Origin of the sequence: Serratia sp. M24T3 (genome assembly GCF_000257645.1) — a bacterium.
Classification (GTDB): domain Bacteria; phylum Pseudomonadota; class Gammaproteobacteria; order Enterobacterales; family Enterobacteriaceae; genus Rouxiella.
Genome location: NZ_AJHJ01000055.1, coordinates 1 through 16,510, shown reverse-complemented (window position 1 = coordinate 16,510; position 16,510 = coordinate 1). Strand labels below are relative to the sequence as shown.

Sequence of the window (16,510 nt, the reverse complement as noted above, 5' to 3'; positions counted from 1 at the left end):
TATCCCAGCCCCTTTTGCGAATCAAAGAAAAAAGCGCCATCGCGTGCCTGAACGATAGGAGCAAATTGCCAATGTCTATTTTCAGAACCGCTGTAGCGAGGGGAATTTTGCACCGCCAGGCCAAGATTTAAGCTCTGCTGACTAGCAGCAGTGGTATCTGCTAATGTGTTTGTTACGTTTCCTGCAAATAAAAAACAGGTAATGTGAAGGAGTAGTTTTCTGGTTATCATTATAAAACCTCGTCACTCATGACTCGCAAATCAAAGCGGATTACGGCCGCGTATGAAACTCAGAGTATGAAGAGGCAGTATCAATGAACTGTCAGGGAATTATCGAGAAACAGTCAAGGTAGTAAATATGCAAAATAAGCGGATCCTGATTATTGAAGATGATGTTGATGCGGCCAATGTTCTGGAAGCATATTTAAAACGAGAGATGTACGAAGTAATAGTTGTCGGGGATGGTCTCTCGGGGCTGGATATGGCACTGCGCTGGAAACCCGATCTTATATTACTGGATGTGATGCTGCCGGGGATGAGTGGGACGGAAGTATTGGCGTCAGTGCGCCGTAAAAATAATACCCCGGTTATCATGGTAACTGCCATGGGAGATTTGCCCGATAAAATTGGTGCGCTTCGCTATGGGGCGGATGATTATGTCGTCAAGCCTTATAACCCCGGTGAAGTTGTCGCGCGAGTACAAGCCGTGCTGCGCAGGACTTCGGGTAATACTCAAGGCCAGGAACAGGTGGTTTTGCGCTGGCAGAATTTAGAAGTCGATGTCACAGCCCTGACCGCAAGCATTACCGGTGAGCAAGAGAGCAAATCGTATCTCGATTTAACGCCCACAGAATTCAGTATCCTATCTACTTTGATGAGTTCTGCAACACGGCCTTTTTCACGGCAGTATCTTTTAGAAAATTGTCTGCCCGAGAGCGAGGCGTTAGAGCGCGTGGTGGATACACACGTTTATAACCTGCGTAAGAAACTGGAGTCAGCAGGCATTAGTCATGTGCTGGTCAATGTGCGCAGTGTCGGTTACCGGTTCAGACAACCATGAACAGCCGACATCAATCTCTATGGCGCTGGATATGTGTGCGTATCCTGCTGCTTGCGATTGGCTCTGTGTGCCTTATTGCCCTGTGCATGTGGTCTAGATTCGCGCTGGTTGAGCTGTTGCGACTGCATGAAATGCCTTCATCAGTCAGTGCAGAGTTTAAATTACTGCTTCTGAATCCTGAAATTAATCCTCAACGTTTTCATCAAATTGTAGATAAATGGTGGGGTATACGATTTTCGGATCCCTCGATTGCTTCCGCCGACTGGATCACCGTTGGGATTTTGGTCGTCGTGACGATCCCATTTATTGTTTTTTTTGGACTGCGGTCTGCTCTGCCGCTCTCTTTACAATTTAGTCGTTTGGCTTCGTCTGCACGTGAAGTGGCCAGAGGTGACTTTGAAACTCAGGCGGCATTGGTTAAGGGAGCGCCCTCGGAACTGGTTCAATTCACGGAAGATTTCAATACTATGGTCCAGCAACTTTCGCGCTACGAGCGCGAGCTGCATGCCTCCCATGTCGCGATGGCACATGAGCTGCGCTCTCCGCTCACGGCCGCGATGGGGCGACTTCAGGGAATGATCGACGGCGTATTTCAGCCAGAACCCAGGCAGCTGGAAATGGTCATGAAACAGCTAGTCAGTTTAAATCGTCTGATAGATGAACTGCACCTGCTTTCGCTGGCCGATGCCGGGGAGCTCAGCCTTGATATCTTTGAGTGGGATCTCGCCGAGCTGTTGCAGGAACGGGTGATGTGGATAAAGCCGCAAGCTGAAACCACCAGAATGGTTATTGCTGTTCATGCACCGGCTAAGTGCCGTTTCAAAGGTGATCCATTCCGGTTGGGGCAGGTGTTTACTATCTTGATGGAAAATGCCCTACGCTATGCTTCGGAAGGCGGCACCCTGGACATTTATGTGGAAAGGTTGGCCGATGCGTATCAGATTTCGTTTTGTGATAAAGGGAAAGGGGTGTCTGAAGCCTTCCTTCCGCTGATGTTTGAACGATTCACCAGAGCTGAAACGTCGCGCGCCCGTCATTTTGGCGGCAGTGGCCTGGGCCTGTCCATAGCCCGAGCAATCTGCGAATCTCATGGAGGCAGGATTATGGCCCAAAATGCAGAAAATGGCGGGCTAAAAGTCGTCATTCAATTTCCCGATAAGTAAAAATAAATAAAAAAGTGTCAGTCTTGACGGTCCCTTGATGAAATATAGGGGGAATCTGGACCAATGCTGGATTGAATAGCGTTATATCAATTCAGGGGCAGGGTCATGACAGACACTTTTGCAGATTTAGCTCGCCAGGCAATTAGCCATATCATTTCATCTTGTAAAATAACTCATTTTTTAATTGGGCTTATTTTGCTGTCTTTTTTAATCGGTCTGAATGGTTGTGGTGAAAAGCAGCAAAAGGTTGCTCTTTCGCCGCGGCCAGTGCGTTTTGTGGTTGCACCTCAACCTACATTGTCAATTTTTCACAACCAAACCGGTGAAATTCGTGCCCACGACGAGCTTACGTTGGGGTTTCGTCTTGGCGGCAGGCTGCTTACTCGACGTGTTGAGGTGGGCGACGAGGTTAAAAAGGGGGAGCTACTCGCCTCACTTGAAAGTGAAACCGGCGAAAATCAGTTCAACAGCGCACGCGCCGATCTGCAAAGTGCCATCGTTAGCGAACAGGTGGCGGCAGCCAATCTCAGACGAATGAAAATTTTAATGCCTTCGGGGGCGATTGCACGGGTGCAGCTGGATAATGCAATGGTAGACTGGCAATCCGCCTTATCTCATCGTCAGACAAGTGAAAATGCTCTGAAAAATGCACGGGAAAACCTGGACTGGACTCGACTCACTGCCCCTGCGCCGGGCGTAATAACCCAGGTTAGCGCCTCGTCCGGGCAAGTCGTTGGCGCAGGGCAGACTGTTGTCACCTTGGCCGAAGCTACGGGGCTCGACGCAGTATTTGACCTTTCGGAGTCTCAGGTTCGGGCTCTGAAAAATGTTCAAAGCCTCAATGTTTCCCTTCTCTCCGATCCCGCCATTACAGCCCATGGAGTCTTAAGGGATATAAGTCCCCAGGCTGATCCTCAAACACGTACCTGGCGCGTTCGAATTTCGCTGAACAATCCCCCGCGGGCGATGGCCCTTGGCGCAAGTGTACAAGCGCCATTACCAGAAGCAGGGCTCGGGGGGATTCGGCTTCCGGCTTCTTCTCTTTCCCAGTCAGGAGGGACACCGGCAGTTTTTATCGTTGATCGCAGAAATCTGCAGCTTGAAATGCGTCCGGTAATTATCGGTAGATTTTCTACCAGCGAAGTTTTCATTTCGTCGGGGATCCGGGCCGGTGAAACCGTCGTAACAGCAGGAGTGAGCAAACTACGCCAAGGGGAGAAAGTGAGCCTTGGGGAGGGCCTGGAATGAACGGTGATAGATCCAAAAGGGCATTTAATCTTTCGGCCTGGGCGCTTAACCATCAACAGGTAGTCTCATTTTTCATGCTGCTATTGTTGGCCGCGGGGAGCTGGGGGTATGAAAATCTGAATCGTAACGAAGACCCGGCGTTTACTATAAAGACTGCTGTGGTTTCGGCTCAGTGGCCTGGCGCCAATGTTCATGACACCGTTAATCTTGTCACCGATGTGCTGGAGAAGAAGTTACAAGAAATTCCTTACCTTGATTATGTCGAAAGCAACACGCGGGCAGGGCAGTCAGTTATATTTGTTTATTTGCGAGAGGACACTCCGCCAGCCTCCGTACCCGATATCTGGTATCAGGTGCGCAAAAAAATGCAGGATATTTCCCCCTCGCTCCCAGCCGGTGTCCAGGCACCTACCGTCAACGATGAGTTTGACGACACTTTCGGCACGATTTATGGGTTTACTGCGGATGGTTTTACAGAAAGTGAATTGCGCGACAGAGTGGAGGCCATTCAACGCAGTCTGATGTCATTACCCAATATAGGGAAAATCAGTCTACTGGGTGTGCAAGAAGAACAAATGGTTGTTGCTTTTTCACCGCGCCAGCTTGCGGGAATGGGGATCACCCTGCAACAAATCTCTGATGCCTTGAAGCAACAAAACGCAGTAGTACCCAGCGGCACGCTGCGCGGCGATCGTGAAAACATTACGTTCCATGTGAGCGGGGCGCTGAGGACGCAGCAAAGCCTGAAAGAGATAACGTTGCATCTTGACGGGCGTTACATCCCCTTAACTGATATTGCCTCGATTAGCCGGCAGGTTGCCGAGCCGCCGTCTCCGGCCTTCAGAGTTAACGGGCATCCTGCGATTGGGATGGCAATCTCAATGGCCAAAACGGGCAATATGCTCAGTTTTGGCCGCGAGCTCAACCAGCGAATGAACGCTATTCGACATGCCCTTCCTCACGGTATCGAGATGACTACGGTTGCCGACCAGTCCGCTGTTGTAAAGCAGGCCGTAAACGGATTCATTAGAGTGCTGGTAGAAGCCATTATTATCGTTTTGGCTGTCTCTTTTATATCTTTGGGAACTCGGGCCGGGTTGGTCGTTGCCACGGCTATCCCATTGGTATTGGCCATAACGTTTATTGGCATGATGCTAACAGGGATTGGGCTCCAGCGTATTTCACTGGGGGCACTGATTATCGCGCTGGGACTCATGGTTGATGACGCGATGATCACTGTTGAGACAATGATTTCCAGAATGGAGGCAGGAGATAGCCGCTGGCACGCGGCGACTTACGCCTTTGAGACTACCGCCTTTCCCATGCTGACCGGTACGCTTGTAATGATTGCCGGATTTATTCCCGTGGGTTTTGCTGCATCCAGCGCGGGTGAGTATTGCTTTTCACTGTTTGCCGTGGTTCTGATATCACTTTTGAGTTCCTGGGCCGTTGCGGTTTTATTTTCGCCCTTAATCGGCACCTGGATCTTATCGCCAAAAATAAAACCACACAGCGGCTCCCCCGGAAGACTGCTTCGTTTTTATCAACGAATAGTAGACGCCACTTTGGCTCACCGTGGCCTGACTCTTTTCATAGCCGTTTTTCTGCTTGGGCTGTCAGCTTATGGCACCACCTTTATGCAGGGGGAGTTCTTTCCAGCCTCCGACAGGCCAGAACTGCTGGTGAGCCTGACGCTTCCTGCCAATGCATCGCAGGTAGAAACAGCAAGGCAAACAAGCAGACTGGAAGATTGGCTGAAGAAGAATCGATACGTTGATCACTTTTCAAGCTACGTCGGTTCTGGGGCTGTAAGATTTTATTTACCCATGGAGGTTTTACTGGATAACGAAAATACATCCCAGCTAGTCGTTGTAGCCAGGAACCTGAAAGACAGAGACAGGCTTCAGCAGCAGTTAAATTCACATCTTGCTCTAGATTTCAGAGATATCACGACGCGAGTGTCGCCGCTTGAACTCGGGCCACCCGTTGGATGGCCGCTTAAATATCGCATCAGTGGACCAGACTACAACGAGGTTCGCCAGTTGGCACAGCATCTTGAGGGCATCGTAGGCAACAGTAACTTGACGCGAGAGGTGAATCTTACTGCCGGAGAACCGGAGCGTGTCGTTACGCTTGAGGTTAATCAAACGGCTGCTCGTTCCGCCGGTGTATCTTCCGAGAGCCTGTCGGCGGTGCTAAACACTATTTGGTCAGGAAGCGTGGTGACTACCCTGCGTGATAACAATAGGTTAATTGACGTGGTATTAAGATCCAATGACCGTGAGAGACTCGATTTGGATACGCTTGCCAATCTGAAGGTAACATCGACCAACGGGGGCAAAGTCCCAATAAGTCAGGTGGCGACGTTGAGATGGGGCGTGAGTGACCCGATTATCTGGCGCAGACAGCGATTGTCTTTCATCACAGTGCAAACCGACTTGGCACCTGGTATGCAAGCCGAGTCGGTTTCAAAGCAACTCTCTCCTCTTGTAGACAAACTGCGCCGTTCGCTCCCTGAAGGCTATAACATTGAAGAGGGAGGCACTGCTGCTGAATCAGCCAAGGGGAACAATTCAGTTTACGCAGTGTTGCCAATCACTTTATTCGTCATGCTGGTATTGCTAATGATTCAACTGCAAAGTGTTTCCCGCATGCTTGTCGCTTTGCTTATGGCTCCCTTTGCCCTGATTGGCATCGTGCTTGCGATGCTACCCAGCGGAACGCCGATGGGCTTTGTGGCTTTGTTGGGTATCATTGCATTGTCAGGGATGATTATTCGCAATGCCGTTATTCTTATTAGTGAGGTCGACAGCAATTTCCGTGCAGGGATGGCGCAACAAAACGCAATCGTCAGCGCGGCCCTTCACCGTTCGCGGCCGATTCTGTTGACTGCGTCAGCGGCAATTTTAGGTATGATCCCTATCTCGGAGCAGGTTTTTTGGGGGCCAATGGCCTACGCCATCATCGGAGGCTTGTTTGTTGCCACACTCATTACACTGACTGTGTTGCCTGCATCAATAAGTGTCGTGATGGAAGTTGAGCTGAAATGGAAAAATAAACACGCTAGCTAAAGCATGAAATAGTATTGTGTTTCGTTGAATATTATTGCACAAGCTAGCGCGGTTAATTTTTTGCAGCCCGTTAAATGCCAAACAAGCCACCTTCCGGCTGCATAACGTTGGAAGGTATATCCAGAGTGTCAGACTTGATAATGATTATTATGGCTAACGTTGCTCGGTAATGGAGTGCCCCCGTTCCAGTAAACAATTCCTGTCCTCACGACGAGGCCTTTTCGAAAGCTTCCGGACTGATGCCACCAAGATGACTAGTACAGATCAACCAATGCAGCTAGCATTGGCTGTTCTACGGCATTTTGAGTTGGAAAAATAACTTTTTTGACCATTACTAATGGAAGTCATAGCCTAAAATGCATCCAGATCAGAGATTATCAGGTACAGGTTTACCAACCGGTGGATTGCGCCGCAGTTTGCCTGGTATCGGTATTGGCGTTAGTAATTTATCTCACTCTTTGAAACAAGGTAGCTGTTGACCTCGCTCATTGAACACTCCTCATTAGATGCATCACTTTTTGTGATCACCTGATATACCTTGCCGTCTTTTGCATGAAAGACAAACTGATAGATTTGTGTGTATAAATCTTTGCCTTTGCTTTCGGAAGCCAATAACTTCACTTCCGTTTTTGGCTCATCCAAATTCTGTATGTCGACGATACCGGCATTTTTCAACCATCCCTCAGCCATGTTCATTGGCCAGGAGTGACAGTCGGGCGCTTTCGTTTTTGCCATCGCAAAAAAAGGTAATAACGCGAATACTACTACCATAGATTTTTTCTTCATTTCACTACCTCGATGCTTCTGTCGCCACTACTCCAAAGCCTTTGCCTAACGGGAAGGGGAAGGATGATGCAGCCATCAGAAGCTGAGCCTGGATGCTTAACGCTATCTCCATGAATAAGGAACCCTGAACGGCCAAACATGCGATTCCGTGGATTGGGAAATAGCCTCATTGAGAAAATGCCAGTGTGTGGGTGGTGAAATGGATGCCCAATGATCGAATAGTCACCTGTTGGCAATGGTCCAATGCTCGGAGTGCCTTCTAAGGCTGGATTATTTTTCCCAGCACCTTTCCCTGAATAGCCTTTCGCAATTAGGCGCCCATCCTTTGTTAGCTCACCTGTGCTTTGTTGATATACCCAAGTCAAAGTTGCTCCTTCAAAAAACGGCGATTCGAATCGCCAGCATACTAAATAAATGACTGAACTGCAGGTCAGGATTTAGGTTTGGAATACCGCCAATGATTAGCGCTAGAGCAAAAATATCCTCTACACCAAGCTGTTTCTGTGCCTCGTCAACAACAATCCAGAAAGCAAGTTCACCGGCGCTAAGATTTGACATCCCGTTAAAAAAATACTTGCCGTTAAGTTGTCTGTAGTATCCATCCATTAGGTACCTGATGATTATCAATTAAATCGTGCTATCAAAAGCTTGGATTGAGGTCACGTGACCTGCCCCGATTGATTAAGGCAGCGATATATAAGATCAGTATTAAGTACAACTGTGAAATTCCGTTCTTCGCTCAAACCAGACCTGAGATTTGTTGGTCTGTCTGCCCCATGCCAGGAGCGGACGTTGCTCACGCACAATATTATGTGTTGATCACTGGGGATCAGGTCATTTTTATGAGGTCTATGCTTTTCTGAATACCTGTTAAACGCAAACGTAATGACTGGTAAGGGAGTTACTGACGTAGCGGTGAATCATCAATGCTGGCGGGTCATTCGCAGGAGGAGCATTTACTGTTCCAAACCAGACAGGATTAGCCGGGCAAACGGAGCCACAAATGTAGGCAGGTATGTCCGCAAACGTACCCGCCATTGGTCTGTGGACATGGCCTGAAGAAATGGCGAGTAGTCTGGTCGGGGCGCGTCTAATCAAATCTTCCATCTCAGGCAGACCTCTGCACATCGTTTCGTCTAGCGTTGGTATGCCAGATGCAAATACGTGATGGTGCAGAAACAGCAATGACGGAGGGCTGCATGCGTCGCTAAGTTGATTATCCAACCATTCCAGATGGTCAGTCACACTGCCGTAATCCTTATAATCAATCGTCGAATCCAGACCAACTAGACGAATGCCACCGATGTTATGAATGAAGTGCAGGGCCTCTCCTTGGGTATCGTGCACCCATCTGTTCTTATCCCAAACAGAACGCAACAGACAGCGGTCGTCTGAGTTACCCGGCAGGACCAACGAAGGGTAGTTTTGCTGATTCAGACGGTCAGCTATTTTTATATAACCTTCCTGCCAATACCCATCTGTTAGATCACCTGTAACTACCAGTACGTCTGGCTGCAGATGCGTAAGCCAATTTAGTACCTGGTCGAAGCGAAACAGATGGTCATTTTCGGGTGAGGCGTGAATGTCTGAAACCTGCGCTATCAGCATAAAAACCTCATACGATTGTTGTGTGGGGAACAAGGTCGTGATTCATAACCATGAATCCGGTTTCAAATTTCATGTTTTTAACCACTAATGGCAACAATGGACAGATTAATTAGGAACAGTAATTCAAAAAGTTGCGATGAATCAGACTGGCTGCAAAGGCGTTCGGGAATTCACAATGAATCGCTAAGTTCAATTATGACAGCTCAGAGCCAATGTTAGCAGGGATGCGTAACATCCGCTGTTCGCTCTTAGCGGACAAAGGGTGTGGATTTCGCGGTTGCCTACAACTATGAATCGATGCTTAATGACCGGACAAGCGGAACACGACATCACTCTCTAACGCAATTTTTTCAATTGATACCTTATCAGTGACCTGTATGACCTTTTCCCAAAACCTCATTCCCGCTGCGTTGTCTTTCATTATATTTATCTCCCACACTCCAGAATGTAACTTTAGAAGTTTTGTGAAAGCATGTTTTCCGATACCTCCTGCACGATGCTCGGGGAGGACATAAAATTCCGCAACAGAATAGTTAGTGCCTTTTCCAGACGGGGACCAGGTGTTTATCAATGCAAATCCCACAATCGTCTTATCCTTGGTGATGAAATATGGCCACCTATCTTCATCGATCCAGTATCTGTCGAAAAAAGGGTCATCTTCTTCCATGTCCTCACAGTGAAACAGTTCTTTGAGGTAAGGAGAAAACATGGACCGGAGAGTATTTTTGTCTGCAAGTGAGACTGGCTGCAATTCAATAACCATTTATAAATTCTGCATAGAAACTTCAAAGGAATCACTGTACGTTAAATTGGCTGCGATGAAATGTAATGTCCGCTGTTCGCTCTCAGCGGACCTAAGCCTCCTCACAAGTCCGCTCCGTGCCAAGTGCGGGCATTAGCCGTTTGAGGGAGTATCGTTGAACTGTCGGCTATTTAGGGTTTAGTTAATAGGCCGGAATCAACTAGCTTTCTCAATTTCAACCCCTGTGCTCAGGTAATGCGCAAGGCGGCGCACAGTAATGGTAATTGAAGCCGCCAAGAGATGGGTTTGTTGTAAAAATCAGTCTCCAGTTTCTCATGCCGAGACTGACCACTGACCTATGCTGATATCGTCTTCCTGCTCCATGCGACCATTTTGTGTTGCTTTTTCTCAATATTCAAGCACATCGACTTTCCCCTCTGCAATTTCTAACACCTCTTCTGAAAGCGGTTTTTCCGGCATCAACAACGCTAGGATTAATGCTATTACCATAAGCGGCAATGCCCAAAAATACACCGCTTGGAAAGAAGAAATCATTTGTTCAGGCTTTACTCCCGACAGACTCTGCGTGGCGGAAGTCTGGATGGCACCAAAAACCGCCGTTCCAACGGCTCCGCCTAACGTCTTGAAGAAGTTGAGTGCCCCGGTAGCTACCCCGATTTCGCGGTGCGATACTGCGTTTTGCCCGGCCAGAATAGTTACCTGAATGAAAAAACCTAGGCCGATACCGACCAATCCCAACGACAGCATTATCATAGTCAACGAAGTATGAAGTTTGATGAGACTCATGGCATAAAGCCCCAAAGCGGAGAATATTGCGCCGAGAACCGGGAATATTTTATAGCTACCCGTTTTAGTAATCACACCGCCACTGACTAAGGTTCCCAAAATTAGGCCAAGCAACAAAGGGACAATGCTGCCGCCAGCTCCCAAACTCCCCAACCCAAACACTTGTTGGAGCATAAGAGGAACAAAGATCATGCATATAAAAAGCACTGCAGTGGAGAGGAAAAATAAAATGGATGCGATAGAAAAAATACGGTTTTTAAACAAATGCAACGGAGTTATAGGTTCAACAGCACGTGACTCGACGAACAAATAGGCGAAAAAACATAAGCCAGCAATAAGGCCTAAAATCCAGGAGGACCATATTCCTTTACCATTCTCAGTCGCCAAAAGCAGAATAGCTGTCGTGAAGAGTGTTACAAGCAAACCACCACTGATATCGAGCTTACGCGGCAAGCGGAGGTGAGGGAGGTGCAAACGAGCGGCCAATAACATAAATGCCAGCACACCAACTGGAATATTTATCATGAAAATCCACATCCAATCCCAATGTGCGACGATAAAACCGCCCATTACCGGCCCTGCGATGACTGCCAGTGCAGGCACCATCCCCAAAATAGCCTGGTAACGTGCTCGTTCGCGAGCAGCAATCAACTCACCAACGACCGTCATGACCAGTGAGTTTAATCCGCCGCCGCCAATACCCTGTAGGGCACGGAAAACGATCAACCACAACATGGTCGGCGCTAAGGCACAAAGCAAGGACCCTACAACAAAAATAACAATACTGACCTGAAGCATTAATTTTCGCCCAGTAATATCGCTTAGTTTACCGAAAAGCAGTGTCGTTACCGCACTGGTCAACAGATAGGCGGTGGCAACCCAGGGCGCCAGCAATTGGTTTCCCAAAACAAGGCTAATCGGCCCCAAGGCCGTAGCAACAATCGTTTGATCTAGCGTGCTGATAAACAACACGAGCAGTAAAGGCAGCATGACCTTGCCAATCTGCGTTGTACTCGAAGGGGAAATAGAGGAACCCTGCATAATTATTTATGCTCCTTTAAGAAACTTAAGGGACTAAACTTGACCAAGACCGCCGTCAACGGCAATCTCGCTTCCGGTCAGATAGGATGCATCAGTGGAAGCAAGGAACAATACGGCGCGAGCTACCTCATCCGCCTCTCCCCAGCGTCCCAGAGGAACCTGGTCGCTGACCCAGGCCGAAATTTCCGGGTTATCAGTAGCCTGAACTGTCAAAGGGGTCTTGATCGCTCCAGGACTTACCACATTGACGCGGACTTTCTTTTGGATAACATGCGAGTCGACGGCGAATGTCCGAGCGAAGCTACGCACGGCAGCTTTACTTGCGGCATAAAGCGCATCACCTGGTTTACCACGTTGTTGGATCACTGAACTGGTGAAAACAGCTGAGGCGCCAACTGACATCCAAGGCAGCGCATATGTGAAAGCATAAAAAACGCCCTTGACGTTGGTGTTCATAAGATCATCAAAGAAGGTCTCATTAGTTTGCAGAATATCAGGACATTCAGATATCCCTGCATTAGCGAACAGCACATCGATATGTCCGAAAGTGGTGGCAACATGCTCCATCAAGGCACAGATTTCTTCGGGTTTAGCTACATCAACGGGGAAGGTCTTAGCATTTTCTCCTAGCTTTTCTTTTGCCTTTCTAAGCCCCTCACTGCTTCGAGCCGCAATTACCACCGTTGCACCTTCCTTAATAAACAAGGAACTTGCCGCCAGACCAATACCGCTACTTCCGCCTGTAACAACAACAACCTTACCCATCATTTTTTTCTCGTTCATTGCTATACCCATCATTGTCATCAGTTGATGACAATGATATTCAACCCAAAGCTAGTTAATGTCAACGCGTGATGACATAATGTGGAAAATATCAAAGTCAGGAGGCCAGGATGAATGAGATTAGCAATAAAAAGAGAGGGGTAAGCGTACGGGACGCAGCTCAGACACAGAAACGCATCCTTGCTGCTGCACAAACCCGCTTCTCTTTATACGGCTATGACAGTGTGGGTACCCGTGACATTGCAGCAGATGCCGGGGTCGACGCTGCATTAATTAATCGATACTTTGGCAGTAAAGAAAAACTTTTTGCCGCTGCTATCAAAGGCGGATTTGATGTGGCAGCGCATTTGCCGCCAGATCTTGACAACTTAGGCGCCTATCTTGTCGACCAGATACTGAAAGACGACATAGAGGATGATGAAGAGCCACATCCATTTGATGCCCTGGGCATGCTACTTCACCAAACAGTAAATCCTAAGATTGCCATGCTAATCGCTGATTCTTTTCACGCAGAGTTTATCAGTCCCTTATCCAAACTCTTGTCAGGAAAGGATACTGAAGCTCGCGCAGCGTTGATCGCTTCCTATGTCATTGGATTGGCGACGATGCGTCACAGGCTGGCATCAAAGGCGCTTTCTTGTAAGAAAGCAAAACAAATTGCAGCATTGGCTATTAATGCATGTGTAGAGGCATGCTAACCCCGCCGTTTCCCAAAGGATGGGTTAACTTTACCAAATGAAGCAAGAGCGGACCGGGTCGCAAGGGATTTGATGGGCTGCAATATTTCCGTTTCAACTGCAGAACCCTTTAGCACGTCACTGGTCGTTCCACAGGATCTCAGGATTGCTCTTGGGTCTGTCACAATTAAGAGCTTACAAAAAGCGTTGCTTAGAGTCCGGGAAGCTGTGGAGTACGAACAGTATCTTTAACCAGTTATTCATTTAATGGCATGTCCGTTGTTCGCTTAGAGCCGACGTTTCCAAATTAAAGGGCCGGTTAGTGCCAAGAGCGGACGTTACTGATTTTAATCTTCAGAAAAGTTAGGCATACCAACCGATGTAACAAATATCTGTTAAAATTTCATATGGTTTTTTAAGGAGAATAGATTTCATATGCGAATTCCTGATTATCCTTCGCGAGATTCTGATAAATGGGCACAGGTAGATGCCTGGTTTTCTGAAAAGCTCGCCCCTGAAGACTCAGATTTAAAATACACTCTCGCTAATAACATAGATCAAGGATTGCCCACACACGATGTATCTGCTTTGCAGGGAAAAATGCTGGCCATTTTCATTCGTATGTCACGTGCTGTCCGTGTTCTTGAAATAGGCACGCTTGGGGGTTATAGCACCATATGGATGGCCAGGGCTCTCCCACCACATGGAAGCGTAACGACAATTGAATTCAACGAGCATCATGCCGAGGTTGCTCGCCAGAATATAAACAAAGCGGGGCTGGCTGAGCGTGTTACGTTGCATATTGGGGCAGCACTTGATGTCTTACCCACACTTAAAGCCCCCTTTGACCTGATTTTTATCGATGCTGATAAAGTGAATAATCCACACTATCTTGAATGGGCTATCAAACTGTCGCAACAAGGTACCGTTATCGTTGGGGATAACACTGTGCGCGGTGGCGGTGTAATCGACTCAAGCAGTGATGATCCGAACGTTAAAGGTCTGCGAGAATTTGTTCAGATGATTTCTGAGGATGAGCGACTTGAAGCTACAGCAGTACAGACTGTTGGTGAAAAAGGATGGGATGGTTTCGTCATGGCTATCGTTAAAGCCCGGTGATTATATTTTTCGCTAAGAAGAACGAACTCACCGCCATCTATTAATCACAACTTCTCAAGGATTGTCAAAAGCTGTGCTGCTTGAGTTATGCCCTGAGTATTCGTTAACGAACGTGGAGCACTTACTGGCTCGAAAGAAAAGCGGTGATCATCGCATGATTCTCGCTCAATATTCGTAACCAGTAAGTGCATACCCTGAATCACCAAATAGTGTAAATCTCAGGATATGAAAGTCTATAGCTCGCTCATAGCTGCCGAAGATTTTCTAGAGGCAGCTTCGTGCCAGAAGCGGACGTAGCATGCATCATGTTATGATTCATTCAGTGAGAAGGGTTCACTCCTGTTTCCAGCTCATAGAGAACAAAAGGCTCTAAAAATTATGACATCATTCATTGAGAACCAAGTCATGGATTTCACCATCGGTCCCACTGATCCTGAGCACTTTGACAAGCTTCGCGCTATTGAACTGGCTGCTTTTGAAACATTGCGTAATGCAGGTGCGGTAACAGGCGAGGCGGGGGCAAGTAGCCTCGAGGAACTGAGCAATTTCAGTCGTAACGGTCTGTTACTAACGGCCTATACGTCTGATTCAGTTCCTGTAGGATTTGTAGCCGGCAAAGTTGAAGGCACATGGCTGCACATTGCTGAAATTGATGTACATCCGCAATGGCAGCGAAATGGAATCGGCAGACTGCTTATGGAGAGAGTACTCCTTACTGGGCAACAACGCGGTCTGGCTGGTGCCACGCTGACAACAGACAAGATGGTCGCTTTTAATGCCAGATTTTACGGTAAATTAGGATTTAATATTGTGGAAAGCCACGCACAACCTCCGCATCTGGTAAGCCTAATTGCTGAAGAGATTTCTAAGGGTTTCATTCCGGCGCGACGTGTTGCAATGTGGCTTACCTTTTAGGACTCAGGTCCGTTCTTCGCTCACAGAGGACAGTCCGTCCGCGTCGGGCTGCTCAATGCCAAAAGTGGACATCGCTTTATCTCTCTATTGTGAACTGATTAGTAGGATTTTATGTTTAAATTGCTTCCAGAAGTTAAGAATTGCGACAATGACAAAAACACTAGCTGAGATAGGCTTACTTATGATGATAAATCCGGAAATAAAAAATGATGACCTACATTTACCTCCAGATGGACTCCCTTGTTATCGCATTCTGACGGGCAAGGATGACGCTAAATTTTGTCATCGAGTTTCAGAAGCGCTGTCGCTTGGTTATCAACTATATGGTTCCCCAGCCGCGACGTTTAATGGTCAAGATGTTATTGTCGCACAAGCCATCATATGGCCAGAGGCTCAGTAGAGTCCGATTTTAATACCTTGAGCTTCTTAGCAGTAGTGTCTGCTGGCAGCGTGCCTCAGTATCGCTCTTGACCTTAAACCCGTTAATTAATATATCGTAATGTTAGTAATGGCTTAACCAGTTGTGAGAACAATTGCGAACTTTCGCTCACAGCAGACGTACGGCTCAGTTGGCTGTCCGCCTAGTGCCAGAAGCGGAACTTGCTTACATCATGCTATGTTAGTTTGCTGGGAACAGGTCAAGATGTTCACTGTGCCTATGCTTCAGCAACACCTTCCAGAACTTTTCAAGGAATAGAGAAATGGCTCGTAAGTATGTTTATGGTGATAAACCAATCCGTACAACAACCGCTGAGATAGTTGAAAACGAGTTTGCTGGAAAAGCCACGGCTGCTCAGGTCGATGCAATTTTAAAGAAAAGATTTCCACATTACAAAGACAATACTTATTTGAATCTGATAGTTAACGCAGTTAACTGCAATCGTGGTCACTGGAGTTTTAACAGGACTGCCAGACGAACAGATGATGCCACCCATCGCCACCATGAATATGATCGACTTTTCAAGCGTGGAAACGTTTTCGAGGTCTATGATTCCGCACTTCATGGTGTGTTTGAAATCTATGAAGCTTCAGACGGCAAATGGCTAACACGTCCGGTTGAAAGTGAGTTTGAAAAGGCCATAGAAACAGCGTCTCAACTTACCTCAGAACAACGTAGAGAGAAGCTGGCTACAGCCAACACCACGCCAGAAAGGTTCATTACAAAGAGCTATACCTTTAAGCGTAATCCCCTCGTTGTAGCAGAGGTATTAGCCTTAGCTGGAGGTAAGTGTCAAAGTTGCCTACGTGACGCACCATTCAATCGGGAAGATGGTAGACCGTATCTTGAAGTGCATCATGTGGAGTGGCTTGCTAACGGTGGAGAGGACTCTGTTGAAAATGCTATTGCACTCTGTCCGAACTGTCACCGCGAAGCACACTACGGCGCGCTTGTGTTGAAGCCGGCTAACATTAAGTAGTCTTCTTATAGCCCTCAACGTCCGTTCTTCGCTCACAGCGGACCTAAGCCTCCTCACAACCGCTCCGTGCCAA

Annotated in this window: 15 protein-coding genes and 3 pseudogenes; 10 read left to right on the top strand and 8 right to left on the bottom strand. The window is 47.6% G+C overall.

Annotated features, from left to right (window positions below):
* A pseudogene (locus SPM24T3_RS24985) lies at positions 1-230 on the bottom strand (MipA/OmpV family protein); the annotation flags it as partial.
* A 127-nt stretch (positions 231-357) separates the two neighbouring features.
* On the opposite strand from SPM24T3_RS24985, the gene SPM24T3_RS23285 reads away from it, so the two are divergent.
* The 4 genes from SPM24T3_RS23285 to SPM24T3_RS23270 all read left to right on the top strand — a co-directional run bounded on the left by SPM24T3_RS23285 (position 358) and on the right by SPM24T3_RS23270 (position 6,541).
* Positions 358-1,059, top strand: a complete 702-nt coding sequence (locus SPM24T3_RS23285; RefSeq protein WP_009639297.1) for a response regulator — start codon at positions 358-360, stop codon at positions 1,057-1,059.
* Complete coding sequence (locus tag SPM24T3_RS23280) at positions 1,056-2,222, top strand: cell wall metabolism sensor histidine kinase WalK (RefSeq protein ID WP_037379668.1); 1,167 nt, start codon at positions 1,056-1,058, stop codon at positions 2,220-2,222. The genes SPM24T3_RS23285 and SPM24T3_RS23280 overlap by 4 nt, the downstream gene beginning before the upstream one ends.
* A 105-nt stretch (positions 2,223-2,327) precedes the next feature.
* Complete coding sequence (locus tag SPM24T3_RS23275) at positions 2,328-3,470, top strand: efflux RND transporter periplasmic adaptor subunit (RefSeq protein WP_009639295.1); 1,143 nt, start codon at positions 2,328-2,330, stop codon at positions 3,468-3,470.
* Positions 3,467-6,541, top strand: a complete 3,075-nt coding sequence (locus SPM24T3_RS23270) for an efflux RND transporter permease subunit (protein WP_009639294.1) — start codon at positions 3,467-3,469, stop codon at positions 6,539-6,541. Before SPM24T3_RS23275 ends, SPM24T3_RS23270 begins: the two co-directional genes overlap by 4 nt.
* A gap of 438 nt (positions 6,542-6,979) precedes the next feature.
* Here SPM24T3_RS23270 and SPM24T3_RS23265 read toward each other — a convergent pair whose 3' ends face one another.
* The 7 genes and pseudogenes from SPM24T3_RS23265 to SPM24T3_RS23240 all read right to left on the bottom strand — a co-directional run bounded on the left by SPM24T3_RS23265 (position 6,980) and on the right by SPM24T3_RS23240 (position 12,308).
* Positions 6,980-7,327 carry a hypothetical protein gene (locus tag SPM24T3_RS23265; protein WP_009639293.1) on the bottom strand — a complete coding sequence of 116 codons (348 nt, stop codon included), beginning with the start codon at positions 7,325-7,327 and terminating at the stop codon, positions 6,980-6,982.
* Positions 7,324-7,692, bottom strand: a complete 369-nt coding sequence (locus SPM24T3_RS24980) for a tlde1 domain-containing protein (RefSeq protein WP_071988478.1) — start codon at positions 7,690-7,692, stop codon at positions 7,324-7,326. The genes SPM24T3_RS23265 and SPM24T3_RS24980 overlap by 4 nt, the downstream gene beginning before the upstream one ends.
* 79 nt (positions 7,693-7,771) lie before the next feature.
* Positions 7,772-7,929, bottom strand: a pseudogene (locus tag SPM24T3_RS23260) (STM2901 family protein); the annotation flags it as partial.
* Between the two features lie 268 nt (positions 7,930-8,197).
* The gene (locus SPM24T3_RS23255) at positions 8,198-8,935 is read right to left on the bottom strand and encodes a metallophosphoesterase (protein WP_009639291.1); all 738 of its coding nucleotides are present in this window, start codon (positions 8,933-8,935) and stop codon (positions 8,198-8,200) included.
* Between the two features lie 301 nt (positions 8,936-9,236).
* Entirely contained in the window at positions 9,237-9,698 is a 462-nt protein-coding gene (locus SPM24T3_RS24395; protein ID WP_009639289.1) for a GNAT family N-acetyltransferase, read from the bottom strand.
* A 387-nt stretch (positions 9,699-10,085) separates the two neighbouring features.
* Positions 10,086-11,525: an MDR family MFS transporter gene (locus SPM24T3_RS23245; protein ID WP_009639288.1), complete on the bottom strand. Its 1,440-nt coding sequence runs from the start codon at positions 11,523-11,525 to the stop codon at positions 10,086-10,088.
* A 33-nt stretch (positions 11,526-11,558) separates the two neighbouring features.
* Complete coding sequence (locus tag SPM24T3_RS23240; RefSeq protein WP_009639287.1) at positions 11,559-12,308, bottom strand: SDR family NAD(P)-dependent oxidoreductase; 750 nt, start codon at positions 12,306-12,308, stop codon at positions 11,559-11,561.
* Between the two features lie 110 nt (positions 12,309-12,418).
* On the opposite strand from SPM24T3_RS23240, the gene SPM24T3_RS24390 reads away from it, so the two are divergent.
* The 6 genes and pseudogenes from SPM24T3_RS24390 to SPM24T3_RS23215 all read left to right on the top strand — a co-directional run bounded on the left by SPM24T3_RS24390 (position 12,419) and on the right by SPM24T3_RS23215 (position 16,437).
* The gene (locus SPM24T3_RS24390) at positions 12,419-13,006 is read left to right on the top strand and encodes a TetR/AcrR family transcriptional regulator (RefSeq protein WP_009639286.1); all 588 of its coding nucleotides are present in this window, start codon (positions 12,419-12,421) and stop codon (positions 13,004-13,006) included.
* 24 nt (positions 13,007-13,030) lie between these two features.
* A pseudogene (locus SPM24T3_RS26005) lies at positions 13,031-13,237 on the top strand (PLP-dependent aminotransferase family protein); the annotation flags it as partial.
* 183 nt (positions 13,238-13,420) lie between these two features.
* Complete coding sequence (locus SPM24T3_RS23230; protein ID WP_009639285.1) at positions 13,421-14,104, top strand: O-methyltransferase; 684 nt, start codon at positions 13,421-13,423, stop codon at positions 14,102-14,104.
* A 378-nt stretch (positions 14,105-14,482) separates the two neighbouring features.
* Positions 14,483-15,019, top strand: coding sequence for a GNAT family N-acetyltransferase (locus SPM24T3_RS23225; RefSeq protein WP_237713136.1), 537 nt, complete (start codon positions 14,483-14,485; stop codon positions 15,017-15,019).
* A 55-nt stretch (positions 15,020-15,074) separates the two neighbouring features.
* A complete protein-coding gene (locus SPM24T3_RS26000) occupies positions 15,075-15,419 on the top strand; it encodes a DUF1737 domain-containing protein (protein ID WP_237713135.1) in 345 nt (114 codons plus the stop codon).
* A gap of 301 nt (positions 15,420-15,720) precedes the next feature.
* Complete coding sequence (locus SPM24T3_RS23215) at positions 15,721-16,437, top strand: HNH endonuclease (protein WP_009639282.1); 717 nt, start codon at positions 15,721-15,723, stop codon at positions 16,435-16,437.
* The last annotated feature ends 73 nt before the right edge of the window (positions 16,438-16,510 follow it).

What these genes read in the sequence shown, in the direction of transcription:
- SPM24T3_RS23285 (WP_009639297.1), top strand. Translation starts at nt 358, where the DNA reads ATGCAAAATAAGCGGATCCTGATTATTGAAGATGATGTTGATGCGGCC.
- SPM24T3_RS23280 (WP_037379668.1), top strand. Translation starts at nt 1,056, where the DNA reads ATGAACAGCCGACATCAATCTCTATGGCGCTGGATATGTGTGCGTATC.
- SPM24T3_RS23275 (WP_009639295.1), top strand. Translation starts at nt 2,328, where the DNA reads ATGACAGACACTTTTGCAGATTTAGCTCGCCAGGCAATTAGCCATATC.
- SPM24T3_RS23270 (WP_009639294.1), top strand. Translation starts at nt 3,467, where the DNA reads ATGAACGGTGATAGATCCAAAAGGGCATTTAATCTTTCGGCCTGGGCG.
- SPM24T3_RS23265 (WP_009639293.1), bottom strand. Translation starts at nt 7,327, where the DNA reads ATGAAGAAAAAATCTATGGTAGTAGTATTCGCGTTATTACCTTTTTTT.
- SPM24T3_RS23255 (WP_009639291.1), bottom strand. Translation starts at nt 8,935, where the DNA reads ATGCTGATAGCGCAGGTTTCAGACATTCACGCCTCACCCGAAAATGAC.
- SPM24T3_RS24395 (WP_009639289.1), bottom strand. Translation starts at nt 9,698, where the DNA reads ATGGTTATTGAATTGCAGCCAGTCTCACTTGCAGACAAAAATACTCTC.
- SPM24T3_RS23245 (WP_009639288.1), bottom strand. Translation starts at nt 11,525, where the DNA reads ATGCAGGGTTCCTCTATTTCCCCTTCGAGTACAACGCAGATTGGCAAG.
- SPM24T3_RS23240 (WP_009639287.1), bottom strand. Translation starts at nt 12,308, where the DNA reads ATGAACGAGAAAAAAATGATGGGTAAGGTTGTTGTTGTTACAGGCGGA.
- SPM24T3_RS24390 (WP_009639286.1), top strand. Translation starts at nt 12,419, where the DNA reads ATGAATGAGATTAGCAATAAAAAGAGAGGGGTAAGCGTACGGGACGCA.
- SPM24T3_RS23230 (WP_009639285.1), top strand. Translation starts at nt 13,421, where the DNA reads ATGCGAATTCCTGATTATCCTTCGCGAGATTCTGATAAATGGGCACAG.
- SPM24T3_RS23225 (WP_237713136.1), top strand. Translation starts at nt 14,483, where the DNA reads ATGACATCATTCATTGAGAACCAAGTCATGGATTTCACCATCGGTCCC.
- SPM24T3_RS26000 (WP_237713135.1), top strand. Translation starts at nt 15,075, where the DNA reads ATGCCAAAAGTGGACATCGCTTTATCTCTCTATTGTGAACTGATTAGT.
- SPM24T3_RS23215 (WP_009639282.1), top strand. Translation starts at nt 15,721, where the DNA reads ATGGCTCGTAAGTATGTTTATGGTGATAAACCAATCCGTACAACAACC.